Source organism: Chryseobacterium wanjuense, assembly GCF_900111495.1.
Lineage (GTDB): Bacteria > Bacteroidota > Bacteroidia > Flavobacteriales > Weeksellaceae > Chryseobacterium > Chryseobacterium wanjuense.
Genome location: NZ_FOIU01000001.1, coordinates 2578200 through 2595553, shown reverse-complemented (window position 1 = coordinate 2595553; position 17354 = coordinate 2578200). Strand labels below are relative to the sequence as shown.

The 17354-nt window shown below is 33.9% G+C and carries 13 protein-coding genes and 1 tRNA gene; 7 read left to right on the top strand and 7 right to left on the bottom strand.

Annotated features, from left to right (window positions below):
* The first annotated feature begins 66 nt into the window (after nt 1-66).
* From BMX24_RS11485 to BMX24_RS11475, 3 genes are all read left to right on the top strand, one after another.
* On the top strand, nt 67-1506 hold the full coding sequence (locus tag BMX24_RS11485) for a DUF3945 domain-containing protein (protein ID WP_062671423.1): 1440 nt from the start codon (nt 67-69) through the stop codon (nt 1504-1506).
* Between the two features lie 20 nt (nt 1507-1526).
* A complete protein-coding gene (locus BMX24_RS11480; RefSeq protein WP_062671421.1) occupies nt 1527-3611 on the top strand; it encodes a type IA DNA topoisomerase in 2085 nt (694 codons plus the stop codon).
* A gap of 159 nt (nt 3612-3770) precedes the next feature.
* Nucleotides 3771-6209, top strand: coding sequence for a S8 family peptidase (locus BMX24_RS11475; protein WP_062671419.1), 2439 nt, complete (start codon nt 3771-3773; stop codon nt 6207-6209).
* Here BMX24_RS11475 and BMX24_RS11470 read toward each other — a convergent pair.
* The gene (locus BMX24_RS11470) at nt 6198-7223 is read right to left on the bottom strand and encodes an AAA family ATPase (RefSeq protein WP_062671417.1); all 1026 of its coding nucleotides are present in this window, start codon (nt 7221-7223) and stop codon (nt 6198-6200) included. The two genes, BMX24_RS11475 and BMX24_RS11470, sit on opposite strands and share 12 nt — an antisense overlap.
* A gap of 332 nt (nt 7224-7555) precedes the next feature.
* Here BMX24_RS11470 and BMX24_RS11465 point away from each other — a divergent pair, with 332 nt between their 5' ends.
* Nucleotides 7556-9010 (top strand): hypothetical protein, encoded by a 1455-nt coding sequence (locus BMX24_RS11465; protein ID WP_062671416.1) that lies wholly within the window; start codon nt 7556-7558, stop codon nt 9008-9010.
* Nucleotides 9011-9140: 130 nt separating this feature from the next.
* On the opposite strand, the gene BMX24_RS11460 is transcribed toward BMX24_RS11465, so the two are convergent.
* Entirely contained in the window at nt 9141-9926 is a 786-nt protein-coding gene (locus tag BMX24_RS11460; protein WP_062671414.1) for a Shedu anti-phage system protein SduA domain-containing protein, read from the bottom strand.
* 258 nt (nt 9927-10184) lie between these two features.
* Nucleotides 10185-10493 carry a hypothetical protein gene (locus BMX24_RS11455; protein ID WP_062671412.1) on the bottom strand — a complete coding sequence of 103 codons (309 nt, stop codon included), beginning with the start codon at nt 10491-10493 and terminating at the stop codon, nt 10185-10187.
* Nucleotides 10494-11283: 790 nt separating this feature from the next.
* On the opposite strand from BMX24_RS11455, the gene BMX24_RS21515 reads away from it, so the two are divergent.
* Nucleotides 11284-12072, top strand: a complete 789-nt coding sequence (locus tag BMX24_RS21515; protein ID WP_139176837.1) for a recombinase zinc ribbon domain-containing protein — start codon at nt 11284-11286, stop codon at nt 12070-12072.
* Here the strand turns inward: BMX24_RS21515 and BMX24_RS11450 are convergent.
* Nucleotides 12026-12105 (bottom strand) — tRNA-Leu (locus BMX24_RS11450). The two genes, BMX24_RS21515 and BMX24_RS11450, sit on opposite strands and share 47 nt — an antisense overlap.
* A gap of 68 nt (nt 12106-12173) precedes the next feature.
* Nucleotides 12174-12941, bottom strand: coding sequence for an MBL fold metallo-hydrolase (locus BMX24_RS11445; RefSeq protein ID WP_089792645.1), 768 nt, complete (start codon nt 12939-12941; stop codon nt 12174-12176).
* A 54-nt stretch (nt 12942-12995) separates the two neighbouring features.
* Between BMX24_RS11445 and BMX24_RS11440 the strand changes: the two genes are divergently transcribed.
* Together BMX24_RS11440 and BMX24_RS11435 are read left to right on the top strand one after the other, a co-directional pair.
* Nucleotides 12996-14423, top strand: a complete 1428-nt coding sequence (locus BMX24_RS11440; protein WP_089792643.1) for a nicotinate-nucleotide adenylyltransferase — start codon at nt 12996-12998, stop codon at nt 14421-14423.
* A 13-nt stretch (nt 14424-14436) separates the two neighbouring features.
* Nucleotides 14437-14886, top strand: coding sequence for a GAF domain-containing protein (locus tag BMX24_RS11435; protein WP_089792641.1), 450 nt, complete (start codon nt 14437-14439; stop codon nt 14884-14886).
* A 159-nt stretch (nt 14887-15045) separates the two neighbouring features.
* Here the strand turns inward: BMX24_RS11435 and BMX24_RS11430 are convergent, their stop codons facing one another.
* Together BMX24_RS11430 and mgtE are read right to left on the bottom strand one after the other, a co-directional pair.
* Nucleotides 15046-15792 (bottom strand): ABC transporter substrate-binding protein, encoded by a 747-nt coding sequence (locus BMX24_RS11430; protein ID WP_089792639.1) that lies wholly within the window; start codon nt 15790-15792, stop codon nt 15046-15048.
* Nucleotides 15793-15828: 36 nt separating this feature from the next.
* A complete protein-coding gene (mgtE, locus tag BMX24_RS11425; protein ID WP_089792637.1) occupies nt 15829-17151 on the bottom strand; it encodes a magnesium transporter in 1323 nt (440 codons plus the stop codon).
* Nucleotides 17152-17354 lie beyond the last annotated feature (203 nt).

The following is a 17354-nucleotide window of genomic DNA, read 5'->3' as shown; positions in this document are numbered from 1 at the left end:
TCACCATTCCAACCTTTAGAATACTCTTAATTGAGCCTATATTTTGGTTCCATTAAATGAAATACAATGGAAAATGAATTGATAAACCATCAGGAACCTAGTGAACTCAAACCATCAACAGACACACTCCTTGTCCTGAACATTCATACCAATCAGGTTGAGATGGTCAAAGGAATTGATAAAGATGGAAACCTTCAAAAGGTTCCTCCACAAGAAAAAAAAGATAATGAGCCGCTGATCAGCGTTGATAAGCACGGCGATCTATTCTCCAACTTCTTTTCGAATTTTTACCGGCAGCTTAAAAATCCCACGCATTTCAACTTTTTCAAAGTTTCGGAATACGATGCCGTCAATACCGCTAAGGATCTTCAAAAGTATGTTGATGAGGCATCACCTGCAGAAAAAGAAAAGCTGAAGGACTACGAAATACACAATAACAATCCAAAAAATCAAAATACAATGGACAACAACACAGAAAATCAGGAATATCGTTTTCAGCCGGAACAGATCGACTGGAAAACGATGGGAAAATTCGGACTTAATCAGGAGAAGCTTGAAAAAATGAATGCGATGGATGCATTACTTAGAGGTTTTAAAACCAATACATTAATTCCGATTACTATTAATCTGGGAACGGCGGTTAGTAAGATGGATGTCCGGTTATCTCTTCAAACAGGAGATACAGGACAGGTTGCCGTTCATCTGCATGGAATCCGAAAAGAGCCCAGCCTCAATAATAAATTTCTGGGTCATCAGTTCACGGATGAAGACAAGAAGAATCTGAAAGAAACCGGGAATATGGGTCGGTTAGTAGATCTTGTCAATCCTAAAACGGATGAAATCATTCCATCAGTGATCAGCCGTGACCGTTTAACCAATGAATTGGTTGCTTACAGAGCGGAGTACATGAAAATCCCTGATGAAATCAAAGGAATTAGGCTTGATGAACATCAGAAACAAACCCTATTGGAAGGAGGACCATTGTATCTTGAAGGGATGACTTCTAAAAAAGGAGAATTGTTCAATGCAACCGTACAGTTCAATGCAGATAAGCGGTATGTGGAATTTCTGTTCAATAATAATCAGACACCGCAACAAAGACAACAACACAATCAACAGCAAACTCAGCATACGGCTCAAGAAGCACCCAAAATATTCAGAGGAAAAGAACTGGATGATTCACAATATGAAAAGTTCAAAGCAGGGCAAACCGTGTACGTTGACGGTCTTACCGATGCTAAAGGTAAAACCTATCAAGGTTATATTACCTTCAACAAAGAAACTTCCAAAACCGACTTTTCATTCACTCATCCTAATAAGCTCAAAGAAAAAGCAAAGCCTACAGAAGATCATAAGACTCAAACTGCGGGTAATACCCAGGGTAAAACCAATGAAGCTACTAAAAATGTGAAGGAGCCTTTAGAATCCAAACAGCAGCAGCCTGCCAGTCAACAGCAGGAAGACCAGCAAAAAAAGGTTAGAAAACCAAGAGGACGAAAACTATAATAAACATCTAAATCCATCATATGAAAGCAATCATCGCTGAAAAACCGAGTGTAGCAAGAGAAATCGCACAATTATTAGGAGCTCATGAAAAGAAAGATGGTTACTTATCCGGTAACTGCTATTGTGTCACCTGGGCATTAGGACATCTGATCACATTAGGAATGCCGGAGGATTATGGTATAAGAGGCTTTAACAAAGCCTCTTTACCTATCTTTCCCAACCCTTTTATTCTAACTCCCAAAAAACTAAAGAAAGTAAAGGGCTATCAGCCAGATTCTTCCGCTTTAAAACAACTCAACACTATAAAACAAGTCATCAATCAATGCAGCAGTATCATAGTCGCCACCGATGCAGGAAGGGAAGGAGAGTTGATCTTCCGCTATATCTATCACTACCTACAATGCAACAAACCTTTTGAAAGACTTTGGATCAGTTCCCTTACCGAAAAGGCAATACAGGAAGGTTTTAAGAATCTTCAGCCTGGCGATACCTTTGACGGTTTATATGAAGCTGCTAAAGCCAGAAGTGAAGCAGACTGGCTGGTAGGCATCAATGCTACCCAGGCATTAACCATCGCAGGGAACCAAGATGTTTATTCATTAGGCAGAGTGCAGACCCCAACGCTGGCTTTAATCTGTCAACGGTTTCTTCAGCATCAAAACTTCATCAAGCAAAAATACTTTCAAATCCAGCTGAGTCACAGAAAAGAATATACAGATTTCACCAGTCTTTCACTATTACAATGGGAAGAAAAAAAGCAGGCAGAACAAATCCAAAAGATTATAGAGCGGGAGGGTAGAGCTGTTGTGGAAGATGTATCTGTTAAAACAGTACAGGAGCAATCTCCATTACTTTTCGACCTCACAGAATTACAGAAAGAAGCCAACAGAAAACTGGGGCTTTCTGCTGATGAGGTTTTACAAACAGCCCAAAGCCTCTATGAGAAACAGTTCATCACTTACCCCAGAACCGGCAGCAAGTATATTCCTGAAGATGTATGGACTGATATTCCTGAGCTGGTCAGAATACTGAATCAGACCGAACCCTTCAAAACAGCCATAACCCATTTAAAATTCGGAAACTTCAACAAGCGGATCGTTAATGATCTAAAAGTTACCGACCATCACGGATTACTCATAACAACCAAAACACCTTCTGCACTTAGCGCTACGGAAAAAGCCATTTATGATATGATTGCTTACCGCTTGTTGGAATCACTATCCCACACCTGTACAAAGCAAGTCACCCAAATCCAGATAAAAGTCCATCATTACGAATTCCAGATCAAGGGCTCAAAAATACTCAACAAAGGCTGGCGAGTCATCAAAGGGATTCTTTCTGACAATGAAAATTCCAATAATAAAAATGAAGTCCTTACTGAACTTCCGGAATTCAAAACAGGAGATGAGCTGAAGATATCAAAAACCGAACTACTGGAAAAAGTAACGCAACCTCCCAAACTTTTTACTGAAGCTGACCTTTTATCAGCCATGGAAAATGCAGGCCGATCTATTGAAAACAAAGAAGAACAAAAAGCACTCTCCAATATCGGCATTGGAACCCCAGCCACCAGAGCTTCCATTATCGAAACGCTGCTCAGCAGAAACTATATTATCAGGAAAAGCAAAACGTTGCATCCTACAGATAAAGGCTTGCAGGTTTACAACTTTGTCAAAGACAAAAAAATAGCCAATGTCCAAATGACCGCAGAATGGGAACTCGCACTGGAAAGAATTGAAAAAGGTGAACTCAGTAAAAACCAATTCATGAACGACATCCAACACTATACAACTGAAATCACCAACGAACTTTTATCACTTCATATTCCCCAAGAAAACATCCCACAATTAAAATGCCCCAAATGCCAACAACATAATCTTATTATCAAGGATAAAATTGTCAAATGCCCAGATGAACAATGCGGTTGGATTCTCTTCAGAACTATATGCGGAGTACAACTCAGTAGTAAAGATCTTACTTTACTATTAACTCAAAACAAAACATCATTAATCAAAGATATGAAAAGCAAAAACGGTAAAAAGTTTGATGCTTACTTAAGTATCAAAGATGATTTAACGGTATTATTTGAGTTTGATAATGATTAGCTAATATAATAAATCGCAGCATTATTATCCATTATTAAAATTGTTGATAAAACTCTTAAATTGTTAATTTATATACTTTTGCAATTTTATTTTTGCTATCTTTACTACTATTACAGGCTTAAAACAGTAAAGAGCACATAAAACTAATAACTTCTTTCCATGAGTAAAAAATCTCATCTAAAATTTTTGAGTGAAAAACAATTATCTGAAATTGCAGATTTCAAGTACAATTATGGCTTCGACGGTAATAATGGTGAAAAAGAAAATACTTCTAAAAACTATTTTATGTTGGCCTCTGTATTACGAAGCAATTTGAGGAAATTTGAACGTGATATTATTAGAAAATATGAAGAGAGGGATCACAAGTTGGAGGTTCCAATTGATATTGATTACGTTGAAATAAGTTTTCAGGGACTTTTTGAAATAAAAAAATATTTCTCAGTCTATTATAATGACTATGGTCTAGAAGGTGTTGCTTTTTACGATTTTGCGAAAAGAGGCTTATTTGCTGTTGTCAATAAAGAAAAATTTCAAAATTTCATCAATGACATTATCAATTTCACACAAAATGAAATTGATAAAAAGTTTGTTAAGTATTCTGCAAATATTAAATATATCTCGAATTTTAAGCTTTTGAGAGCGCGTGATATTCTAAAATTTTCTATGGAACATTTAGGAGAGATAGTTTATTTATCTCTAATAGATCTACCATTAGATAGCAAATTAAAGTACGGAATTTTAGATAATCTGTTTAATTATCTTAACAAAAATAATATTCATTACTACTATAATGTTGAAAGTGATCGGATTGAATTACACGATATTACTCCTGATCAAATACAAAAAATAGTTTCAAATTTTGATATCATTGAAAGCGCTACTTGTTCTGCTTTTACCACTGTGAGACCAGGAGGTTTTAATACAGTTCGACGTGAATTCGGTTTTGAAATATCGAATGCCGAAGAAGATTTGCCTGTGGTAGGCATTATTGATACTGGAATTTCACAAGATAGCGCATTAGCTACAATATTGTTAAATGATGCTACTTTTACTCTTGCGGGTAGCCCTCTTGTGGATCAGGCTGGTCGACGTGGATTAGGGCACGGTACCGCAGTGGGTGGATTAGTTGCCCTAGGTAAATTAAATCACAGAAATAATTTTGAAGGAGAAATCAAAGCCGATGCAAAATTACTATCCATAAAAATCAGCGATAGTGGTAACGGATTTATTTCTGAACTGAAACTTTTGGAAATGCTTTATTCAGTTAAATCTAAATATCCATATATTAGACTCTTTACTTTAACTACTTGCTATAGCTGTCATATGAGTACGAACGAAGCATTTTCTGACTATACATATGCACTTGATAAATTTGCATATGAAACAAATAGTCTAATTTTTATATGTACTGGTAACAACGAAGATTGTATTGCAGAGAATACCAACTATGATCTAGACTATTTCAATAATGAGCACACTAACTTGTCGACTCCAGCAGATAGTCTCAATAATTTTGTAGTTGGTGCTTCAGCTGATAATCTAAAAGATGGTGCGTTTCTAGGTATTGCATCAGGACGTGAGTTTCCGGCATTATATACTAGAAAGGGGCATGTTGATCTGTCAGCTATATATAATTTGAAAAAAAATAATCAGAATTACTTTAGACCTGATGTTATTGAAAGTGGTGGAGACATTGGATATTATGATGAAAATACTTTAGATTGGCTTGATGAGCCAGCACTAACATTACTTTCAGCTAAATCAAATATAGGAGTCATGCAAGAGGTAGGTACAAGCTTTGCCGCACCATTAACTGCAAATCTAGCTGCTAGGTTAATAAAGAACTATCCACATCTTACTAACGAAAGTATTAAAGCTTTAATTATCAATGGAGCATCATTAAATTATATACAATTTGATAATGGAGTTTCGAAACTACTAAACAGAGTGGTAGGACATGGTGTAGTAAATGAGCTAAGAAGCCTATACTCAGATGAAAATTCAGCAACACTAATATTAGAAGATATAATAAGTCATGGGAAAATTAAAATATATCCTATCAATTTCCCCGACTATTTGATAAGTGAAGAGCTCGGAAAGAAAAGTGGGATATTAAAAATAACTGCTACTTTGTGTTTTAAATTTTTACCTATTAAAAATAATCAACTTTCCTATAATCCAATACATATGGCATTCAGTATCTTCAAAAATCAAACTGCTGATGATATAATGAAACCAGACAATGTACTTAAGTCTAAATTGAGAAATAATCTTTCTTGGTCTGAAAATGGAAGATTTGTTTCGAAACCTTTACCATATTCAAACAGTCAAAAAATTTCTCTTAGCGTTAATGTTACAGATCTTAAAAAAGAAGAGTCTACATTTAAGCTGGCTATCCATGCAAAGTTATCAGAACAAATTGTTGGAAGCTTACCAGAAAATTATCCCACAGAATTTCCTTTTTCCTTAGTATTAACAATTGAAGAAACTATAAAGGATAGTAAAGGAAAACTTTATGACGAAATACAGCTAATTAATGATGTTGTAGTAATTAATGATCTTGATACGATTTTGGAGGCTGATGACTTAAATGTTTAAAGAATGTTTCTCTACTTCAATCAGGTTTTTCCAAATAGATGTACTTATCTGTGCTGCAAGAACTTTGTTGATTTCTGACGCAGCAAACAATGAGCGCTTTATTGCGGTAATTAAAGTTTTTTGAATGCTATAATATGATAAGCCAACAGCAGCTTTAATTATTTTATTTGCGACTGTTTTATTATCAAATTTAAAATTACCATTTACTAAAATCAGATCAATTAATTTCTTAATTTCACTTTCGTTAGGCAGTTCGAACCCAATAATATTATCAAATCTTCTTAACAGAGCTTCATCCAACATATCCTTTTGATTGGTGGCAGCAATAACTATACTACTTTGCGGTAGGTAATCAAATAGTTGAAGAATAGTATTAACTACTCTTTTCATTTCGCCATGATCTTGGCTGTAATCTCTAATTTTGCCTAAGCTGTCAAATTCATCAAGAAAAATAATACAGTCTTCAGTAGCGGATTTTTTGAATATTTTAGATAAATTTTTGCTGGTTTCACCTAATTTAGAGGATACTATTGCTCCCAAATTGATAACCACCATCATTTTTTGCAGTTCGCCTGCTATAACATAAGAGGCTAAAGTCTTCCCACAGCCCGACGGTCCATACAGTAATAATTTATTAGAAACGGGTAAATCAAATTGTCTTAGGATTTCTATTTTTTGATGTTCCTCAATAAAAAATTCTAATTCACTATGAATTTTATTATTGGCAATAATATTATCTAATGAATAATCTGATGTGATTTTTTCTAAAATAAGGTCGGATAATTCCTTATCTTCAATTCTGGTAAGATGAGTTTCAGAGCCTACTGTAGTAAGACCGCTTGTCTTTTGAACTCTTAAGGAATCTTTTAAAATCGATTGTAGCTGAATTGCGAAATTTAGCTTTTTTGTTTGTTTGGAATGCTCAATTAAATCATTTAGTACAGATAACAATCTCTCCTGATCATTTTCAAGACCATACTTTGCAATCTCCTTTATGTAATCTAACTGTGCCATAATTTTTGCAAAGGTAACTTTTTTACATAATTCATAGGTTGAAGTTACTAAAATAATTTGACCCGACGAGTATAAATTATTAAAATGAATGTATAATTTTTAAAAAGTTAATTTCATTTATTTAAATAAATTATATAATTTTGAAGTTTTATTTTAATTTACAATTTAATATATTGCTCCTGAAATTCTTGAGAAATCGGTATTTTTTGTCATTGTTATCTTCACAAAAAGCACATAATTAACGAAAGTATTTGTTTTGAAACTGATCGATTTGGCAGCATATTGTCACAATTTTTTATACTTTCAATAAACTTAATTACTTGTAAAAGAAAATGGATTTAGTTTACACTATTACTTCTGGATATTTAGAATGTCAAAATGAAAAAATCAATATTTCATTTGCTTTGGTTTTTCTTGAAAATGGTGTTTATAAGGTTGAAACATTACTTACAGACAACTCAATTTATGAAAAAAATGAATCCAATCATTATTATAAAATAGTTGGTTTAACTGAAAAAAAATATAAAATTGAATGCCAAGATTTATTTTTAACAAGGCATGAAGGGGGTAATAATAAAGTAACATTTATTTGTGAGGGGTACATTAAGTTACACGCTCCAGAGAGAAAATTATATGATGAGGAAGAAAAAGATATCGATAGGAAACAAAATATTTGGTATGTTGAACTTGAAAATTTTAATACAAAATTTGCTAATTCGACTGAAACCAAAAAGTTTATAAGAGGTGCAAAAAGTGATGATAATTTTTTTGATTTTGCATTCGATCACACTGAGACTGCTTGGGTGATTGATGGATTAGAAGGTAATGGAAATTATTTTAAGTTAAAATTGATTCAAAATAAGAATTCTGAAAATATACTACTTGACTTCAGAAATCATAAGGAACCAAGAAGCTATTGTATATTATACTACGAAGATTATCTAAAAATAAAGTATGAGTTAATAAGTATTCTGTCGTTTATTAATGGGGCTCGTGTAAAGATACGAAAAGAATATATTGGAAGATATCATGGACAAAGCAATAATCAATACACATCAGAAATAGAAATTAATTACTCTTTTATAAAAAAAAATGACGATCAACATAATAGCTATATTCCTATAAACTTCCACCATTCTTTTTCCGATGAAATTTTCCGCGAAATATTTTTCCGATCTTTTGTGAAATTTCAAAGAATTAATAAAATCTTAGATTTGGAATCTTTAATATTTTCACTGAATGTTTCATCACAAACTATCGGAGTAGAGGAAAGGTATTTTATCTTGATTACAGCTCTTGAAAGAATTGCTAAAAAATATTCAAATCATCTAGCTGTTGAATCTACAGGTATGATAGATGAAGATATATTTTCAAATGAAATAAAACCCAATTTAATAAAAGCGATTTTACCTGTCAAAAGTATTGATGAACCATCTTGGTCCAGAATGAATGCTATCATATCTAACTTAAATATTAATCATACTAGTACTAATAAATCACTTACTAACTTCTTAGAATATGCTAAAATTCCTATTAATAAGAATGTAAAAAGTCTTATAAAAAGAGAAAGAAATCTTGCCGTACATGAAGGTATAGTTGGAAAAAGCCATGGAGAAATGTTTCGAAATTATCTTAAGCTTGATCATTTATTAAGAGATTGTATTTTAAATTTAATTGAGTACTTTAGTCATAGAGATCGAAGATACATGTATGCAACTAAAGAAGAATTTGAAGAAGTTAATCCTAAAAATTATACAAAAGATGTAGATAGTTATGATATTAGATAATTTGTAATAGCCACGACTTTATCTAATGACTATAAAATTATTTTGCTAATTTCTATGTCTAAAATATTTACACTTAATATTGCAATAAAAATATATAATTATGTACTTCTATTTTATATTGTTATAAGTTTTAATAACTTCCAGAATTTAATAGAAATTCTGCTTCTTCCAATAGCTTGTCATAATGAGTTAATATAATATTTTGTTTGGACAATTCTCTAACTTTACGATATGTTTTTTCTTTATAATCTTCTCTTCTGCCTGCAACAACACAATATGTAAATCTGGTCGAATCATAATCGTTAAATTCATCAGGTAAAGTTTCTCGTTTATTTTTAAATCGTTTTAAATTACTCGAAAATGTTAGGAAATTCTTGTCCATCCAGCTTTTCCAATCATCGATTTGATTCAACCCTTTTCTGATTGTTGTTCCAAAATCTCCATCAGAAATTGTTATATTATTATATATATTTTCAAATTCAATTAAGAGAAAATGGTAACCATCAGAATTTTTCCCAACAATTAAATAATCGCAGACGTAATGTGGGGGTAATTCGAATTCTTTAAAAATATATCCGTCGTGATGTCCAAACAAAGTAAAACTTTTCAGGATAGCTGCGGCTATAAAAAGTTTATCATTAGAAATAAAGTTTAAGATTTCTCTTTCTGTACAGCTCCTATTTTCAATTAATAATTTTAATTCATTAATATATCCATTACATTCATTATAATTATTTCTAAGAATATAATCATCAAGAAAATTATCAGGGAAATATGAATCAGTATGCCATAAGTATGGGTTTTCATCAGTTATTTTACACCACGCCTCAACATCAATTTCAAAGGAGCTAGTTATTTTTTTAAATTCTTTAAATTTTTCTTTTTGTTCGAAAGTAAGCTCGTCAAAATGATACATACTATTATTGTTGAATTCTTATATCTTCAAATATAACAATTTATTCTTTTGATATTCAATTCATGAATTTTTCTGTCTTTACAAAAACCACAAATATGAAAACACTAAAAATTTATAGCATTATTACGACTATCACCTTTATTGTACTATAAATTTATCTTAATCAAAAAACAAAAAGAATATAAAGAAATAAAACAAGTTTTAAAACAATGTTCTGGTCATTATTATAAAGAAATTGGTAAATTAGAATAAATTGTTTTATGAATTTTCATTCATAAATTTCTTTATTTCATCATATGAGATACTGTCAAACTCTTTGCCAAAATCTGTCATTGTGAATTCCATGGCTTCAACGATACTAATTAAAGTTGTGGCTTTAGGTGATGTAATACCGTTTAAGGTATCATTTATTGTAGCTTTTCGTAAGAGTGCATTGGAAGCAACTCCATGATAACTGTAAACAACTTTATTATCCTTAAGTTCTTTTTGAAGATTTTTCCCTCTCTCCAAAAGTCTTTTTAAGGTTATAATTATTTTAATCTTGTAAATATTTTGTTCTGTATTCACAAATGCAATTAACGATTTAAGAAAAAAAATATCGTTACGCTATGCCGTACCGATATTTTTTGTATATTTGGAATAATTGTTAGCAAATAAATAATTGTTTGTTAACTTTGCGATACTTCAACGAATAATAGAAGCTATTGCTTAGAATCTTGTAATAGAAAACTGGTAATTTTTAAACACACAAGACGATAAGTAAGCGGCTCACGACCTAGGCGTGGGTCTCTTCCTCTTATCTGTGTGTAAGGTATACCAGTACCCCTATTACTGATAATGTTGAGTCCCATGCCGTTTTTTTTCAATGCAGTTCGCTTTATCTCTACATCACAATCTAAGCCCGCTTCCTAAACATAGTATCAGACTACACGATACAATAGGAATGTACAACCTATTGCGGCTTTAAAAAGCTTACACGGGAACACAGATTTCATTCATATTTAATTCTTTCCGGTGCCCTAAAGGTCACTGCTTACAGAACCTCACCAGTCCTTTTTCATACCAAAGGACATCAGGAAAGTCTTTATCTAAAAAATGAATCAAAAACTACTCAACTTAAAAATCAGAAGAAAGAAAAAAGCCCCTTCCCATGCAGTTTGGACACTTACGGGAAAGAGCGTAGTTCAGTAATTAATCTTTAAAAAATTAAAAACCTTTACAAATCTATGAAAAATTCCTATTACAATATTGTGGGAAAATTTACGTGGAGCAATTCAATGAAGAGGAGGCTCATTTTGTTAAAAGTATTCATGAACCTTTGATCAGTGAAGAACTATTCGAAAAAGTTCAATGTATAATGGATGGAAATGTGAATCCAGCCAGACCTAATGTAAAAGTACTGTCTGACGATAATTTGCCATTAAGAGGTTTCCTTGTGTGTCCGGAATGTGGTCATTTGATTACAGGCAGTGCCTCTACGGGACGTTCTGGAAATAAATATTATTACTATCATTGCCAGTCCCCGTGTTCATACCGTTACAAATCTGAGATTATTAATTCTAAATTTTTAGAGATATTGCAGTCATTGGAAATGCGCATATCTATAAAAAATTATTTGAAAAAAGTACTGAGGCAAAATTTTGAAAAATTAATCAATAATCCCCAAAGAGAAAGGAAAGCAATTCTATTAGAAATAGATCGTTTAAACAGTAAATTGAAACAGGCAAGAAATAAACTGATGGAGGAAGTCATTGATGATGAAGATTATCTTGAAATTAAGACCGACTGTAAAGCACAAATTGAAAAGCTCGAAGCTAAATTAACTAAAGGAAAGGATAATAAGAAAATAGATTTTCAACAACTACTAGACCAAGCATTATCGAACCTAGTAGACCTTGCGAAAGTCTATACTGATGGGGATATCGAAGTAAAACGTAAAATAATTGGTTCGATATTTCCTGAAAAATTGCAATTTTCAAAAAATCATTATCGAACCACCCGACCCAATGTTTTGCTCTCTTATATATATCAGATAAACAATGAGTTAGGTATGAAAAAAAACCGGAAAGAAAGTGAATTATCACCTCTTTCCGGTCTTGTACCCGAGGCCGGGCTCGAACCGGCACGGTTTCCCACTGGTGTTTGAGACCAGCGCGTCTACCAATTCCGCCACTCGGGCTTGTTTTGTTTAGGTGTGCAAATATAGAAACTTTTATTAATTCTCAAAAGCTTTTTGATGAAAAAATTTTAAAAATTTATTTCCAAACCATCGTAGGCAAGGTGCATTCCGGCTGGAAGTTGTTTATCTTCAATATCATGCAAACCCAGATGGTGACTGATATGGGTTAAAAATAATTTCTTAGGTTTTAGCTCTTGAAATAATTGAATAACATCCGGAAGAATAAAATGTGCCGGATGCGGATCAAATTTCCTGATACAGTTCAACACCAGGACATCAAGATTTTGCAATTTTTTCTTTTCGGTTTCAGAAATAAAATTAGCATCGGTAATGTAAGCCATGTTTTTAAACTTATATCCGAAAACTGTTATTTTATAATGAATCACCTCAATCGGAGTGATTTCCGTATCTAAAACGGTAAAAGGTTTATTTTCAATTTCATGCAGATCAAAAGCCGGAGCTCCCGGATACCGTACGTCCGTAAAAGCATAAGGAAAACGGTTTTTTACTTCGTGTCCGACCCTTTGGTAGCAGTAAAGAGGCATGTCTTTTCCGCTTTTAAAAATCAGTGGGCGCATATCATCAAGCCCGATCACATGGTCGTTGTGTTCGTGGGTGAGAAGAGCGATATCTACGTTGTGTTCGTGGTTAATAAGCATCTGCTGCCTGAAATCCGGGCCGCAATCGATAAGGATTTTCCTGTTTTCGTCCGTAGTCACCATCACAGAAGATCGAAAGCGACTGTCTTTTGGATTCTTTGAAGTACACACTTCACAAGTGCAGCCAATAACGGGTACACCGTGGGAAGTTCCCGTTCCTAAAAATTTCAACTTCATTTTCTTTTGAGGTTGGTTTAATTTTGGTAAATTTACGAAAAATTTAATGTCCTAATGTATCAGAAACTAACTCCTAAACAAAAAGCATTAACAATTAATCTAGATCCTACTATTTATGGTACTTTCGCGGAAATTGGAGCAGGGCAGGAGACTGTTCGACATTTTTTTAGAGCAGGAGGGGCTTCGGGTACAATTGCTAAGGCGATGTCTGCTTACGACAAAGATTTTAGTGATGCCATCTACGGAAAAGAGGTAAAAAACAGATATGTTACCCAAAACAGACTTCGAAAAATGCTTCGCTATGAGGTGGCCTTGATCGAAGAAAGAATTTCAAGGGAAAACAATCCCAACAGAAAGTTTTTTTCTTACGCTAATACGGTTACTACCATCAATTTTGATAAAACGGTGAAAGGCCATGGCTGGGTGGGAATTCGTTTTCAGGTGAAGGAGAATGAAGATTATAACGAAATTGTCATTCATGTAAAATTCAAAGAAAACGATGCTACTTTGCAGCAGGAAACGTTGGGAAATCTTGGAGTAAACCTTATTTTTGGTGCATTTCATTATTACGATAATCCTAGAAATTTAATTGAATCTTTATACGACGATGTTGCAAAGGACAATCTTGAAATTGATATGATCGATTTCAGTGGTCCCGCTTTTGCATATGTTGATAACAGGTTGATGTCGCTACAGTTGGTAAAAAACGGAATGACAGACGCCGTGATTTTCAACTCTGAAGGAAACAATATGCTTCCGGCAGATATTTTATACAAGAAAAATATTTTCGCTGTAAGAGGAAGCTTCAGACCCGTAACGAAAGTAAATATCGATATGCTTCGAAACGGTTTGGATATGTTCCTGAAAGATGCGATCTGCACACCGGATGAAACGGAAGTTTTAATAGAAATTACGATTTCAAACCTGCGGGCAGATGGTGATATTGATGAAAGGGATTTCCTCGACAGGGTAGATATTCTTGGAAAACTGGGCTATACCGTTATTATTTCAAACTTCTCGGAGTATTATCGTCTGATCGACTATTTTGCGTCCTATACAGGTGGAAATATTGGTGTTGCAATGGGAGTAAACAACTTGTTGATGGTATTTGAAGAGAAATATTATAAAAATTTATCGGGCGGAATTCTGGAAGCTTTCGGTAAGTTTTTCAGAAACGGAATGAGGGTGTACCTGTATCCTTATAAAGATCCTGAAACTCATGAGCTGCTGGATTCTACAACATTAAAAGTAGAAGAAAACCTGAAGGAATTATATAAATATTTCAAACTTAATGATCGTATTGTAGACATCAAGAGTTACAATCCGGAGTTTTTGGAAATTTATTCAAGAGATATTTTGAAAAAGATCGCCTGCAATATGAAAGGCTGGGAAATCCAGGTTCCGGAAGGTGTTGCAGAAATGATCAAAGAGCGCGGAATGTTTGGTTATAAAGAGGAATTTTCCTTAAAACAATTTTCTTAAAAACAGAAATACAATGTCAGAATTAAAAAAAAGGCTTTCTTCTATTCTTGAAAGTCCTAAGCATAATACGGAGGAAAAACTTGAAAAAGTTTGTCACCTTCTGGATCAGGAAATTTCCTATTTCAACTGGACGGGTTTCTATTTCAAAAATGGAGATAAGGATGAGTTGAAACTAGGTCCTTACGTTGGAGCACCGACGGATCATACAATTATTCCTTATGGAAAAGGGATTTGCGGTCAGGTGGCCGTATCCAACGAAACTTTTGTGGTTCCGGATGTTCATCAGGAAAGCAATTATTTAAGCTGTTCTATTGATACTAAAGCGGAAATTGTAGTTCCGATTTTCAAGGACGGGAAAAATGTTGGTCAAATCGATATTGATTCTCATACAATTGATCCTTTCACAAAAGAGGACAGAGAATTATTAGAATGGCTTTGTAACGAAGTTTCAAAGATTTTATAATTAAAAATTTCTTTTAAAAATATAGACTCCGGCCCGAAGGGCCGGAGTCTTTTGTTATGATAATTTATTTACTACTTGCTTATCAACAATATAATAAGATTCGTCAATAAGAACGGGCTTTAGCCAAAACTTAAAACATCTGTGTCATTCGTGAAAAAATTAGTGAAACTTGTGTTTAAACAAATTCATCTCAGCAATCAATTCCTCAAAATAATCCCCACACTTGGCAATATGTGTCCCATACCACGAAAAGGCTTCCCCATCCACGATCATAATCTTTTTCTCGGGATAAAACTCCTTTAATTCTTCAATATGTTTTTCTTTAAAAGGAAAAGGTTCGGAAGAAAGCATAATAACATCAGCTTCAGCTAAATCTTCGGTCTGAATTTCCGGGTAACGGGTTCTGTTTTTAAAGATATTTTCAAAACCGATTTCGGATAAAATTTTATGAATAAAAGTATCGGAACCTATCGTCATATAAGGATTTTTCCAGATAAGATAAGCGACTTTTATGTTGGAGTTAATTTTGGCTTGATTTAAAATCTCATAAATTTTAAGGTTAAAAACCTGTGCTTTGTCTTCCTTATGAAAGGTTTTCCCAAGATTTTTAAGCAAATAATAATTATCCTCGATCGTCTCAACGTTCGTCACCATTACTTTGAAATCATTCATGAGAGCTTCTACCTGTTCTTTGATGTTTTCTTCTTTATTGGCCAGAATAAGATCCGGTTGTAAAGCTCTAATTTTATCGATATTAATATTTTTCGTTCCGCCGATACGGGGCACATTTTTCACTTTTTCTTTGGGATGAATACAGAATTTTGTCCTTCCGATTACTTCATTTTCGGTCAAACCTAAATCGAATAAAGCCTCAGTAATTGAGGGAACAAGAGAAACAACTTTCATTTTAGTATTTTAGACTTTGGCTAAAATTACAAAAAATTATAAAAGTTTGCCCGTTAAGAAAAGTCCGGCTACGGAAAAATAGATAATAAGTCCGGTAACATCCACCAAAGTGGCTACAAATGGAGCAGAGGAAGTGGCGGGGTCAAGATTTAATTTCTTTAAAATAAATGGAACCATCGAACCGGAAAGAGTTCCCCAAAGTACGATCATCACTAAAGAAACACCTACACTTAAACCTACAAAAGGCCAGTACATCCCATAGTTGAAGAAGCCTGCTTCGTGCCAGATCATGATTCTTAAAAAACCGATAATTCCCAAAATCCCACCAAGAAATAAACCAGTGAAAATTTCTTTTTTCATGACATACCACCAATCTTTCAGACCGATTTCCTGAAGCGCCATTGCCCGGATAATCAATGTTGCAGCCTGTGAACCGGAATTCCCGCCGCTGGAAATAATCAACGGAACAAATAAAGCCAGCACAACCGCCTTCTGAATTTCATCTTCAAAATATCCCATCGCTGAAGCAGTCAGCATTTCAGAGAAAAAAAGGATGATCAGCCACATTCCTCTCTTTTTTACCATTTCAATAAGAGACGTTTGCGTATAAGGAACATCCAAGGCTTCAAGACCCCCAAATTTCTGAATATCTTCGGTATTCTGCTGCTCAATCTGGTCGAGGATATCGTCTATTGTTACAATTCCTACCAAAACTCCGGCTTCTGTAATAATCGGAAGAGCGGCGCGGTCATATTTTTCAAAATACGTTACGGCATCTTCTTTGGAAGTGGTGGTTGTAATGGCAACAAAATGATTATCAGTGATTTCTGAAACTAAAGTATCTTCTTCCGCCAATAATAAACTTCCCAGGGCAATATCATCAATCAGTCGGTTTCTTTCATCCACTACATACAGATAATTCATGGTTTCTACCTTGCTTCCGACCTTTTTGATCTGTTGAAGGCATCTTTTTATCGTCCATTCTTTACGGATCTGTATATAATAAGGCGTCATCAGACGGGCAATGGAATCGGAGTCGTAGCCCAGAAGTTTCAAGGCAATCCTTCTTTCCTGCGGATTAAGATGATTGATAGAATATTTAATAAGCTCATCCGGAAAGTCCTCAAACAAGGCAGTTCTGTCATCCGGGGTCATCGCATTCAAAATCTCGGAAACATCGTCGCTCCCGATACTTCTGATGGTCTCTTCCTGAAAGTCCGGATCAAGATGGGAAAAAACGTCGGCTTTATATTCTTTCGGAACTTTCAAAAACGCCAGGAGCCTCTCATCAGCGGGAAGTTCGCTGAGAGTTTCGGCAATATCGGCAGGATTGAAGATAAGTTCGTCTTTAGAATTCAAAACGTCAATTTTTTTTAGATATGCAAAAATAATCCAAATTTTTAAGACTGACCAATGAAGTGAGAAATTTAAGGATTTATTAAATTGAACTTGGTTAAAATAGCTAAACTTTAAATAGTTTAATAATAGCTTTTGTATCTTTTGTGGTTAAATTTTCAATTAGTTTAAAGAAACTTATTGTAAAAAAAATAAAAAAACACCCG

Coding starts and splice junctions, on each gene's coding strand:
- BMX24_RS11485 (WP_062671423.1), top strand. CDS start 67: ATGGAAAATGAATTGATAAACCATCAGGAACCTAGTGAACTCAAACCA.
- BMX24_RS11480 (WP_062671421.1), top strand. CDS start 1,527: ATGAAAGCAATCATCGCTGAAAAACCGAGTGTAGCAAGAGAAATCGCA.
- BMX24_RS11475 (WP_062671419.1), top strand. CDS start 3,771: ATGAGTAAAAAATCTCATCTAAAATTTTTGAGTGAAAAACAATTATCT.
- BMX24_RS11470 (WP_062671417.1), bottom strand. CDS start 7,223: ATGGCACAGTTAGATTACATAAAGGAGATTGCAAAGTATGGTCTTGAA.
- BMX24_RS11465 (WP_062671416.1), top strand. CDS start 7,556: ATGGATTTAGTTTACACTATTACTTCTGGATATTTAGAATGTCAAAAT.
- BMX24_RS11460 (WP_062671414.1), bottom strand. CDS start 9,926: ATGTATCATTTTGACGAGCTTACTTTCGAACAAAAAGAAAAATTTAAA.
- BMX24_RS21515 (WP_139176837.1), top strand. CDS start 11,284: ATGGATGGAAATGTGAATCCAGCCAGACCTAATGTAAAAGTACTGTCT.
- BMX24_RS11445 (WP_089792645.1), bottom strand. CDS start 12,941: ATGAAGTTGAAATTTTTAGGAACGGGAACTTCCCACGGTGTACCCGTT.
- BMX24_RS11440 (WP_089792643.1), top strand. CDS start 12,996: ATGTATCAGAAACTAACTCCTAAACAAAAAGCATTAACAATTAATCTA.
- BMX24_RS11435 (WP_089792641.1), top strand. CDS start 14,437: ATGTCAGAATTAAAAAAAAGGCTTTCTTCTATTCTTGAAAGTCCTAAG.
- BMX24_RS11430 (WP_089792639.1), bottom strand. CDS start 15,792: ATGAAAGTTGTTTCTCTTGTTCCCTCAATTACTGAGGCTTTATTCGAT.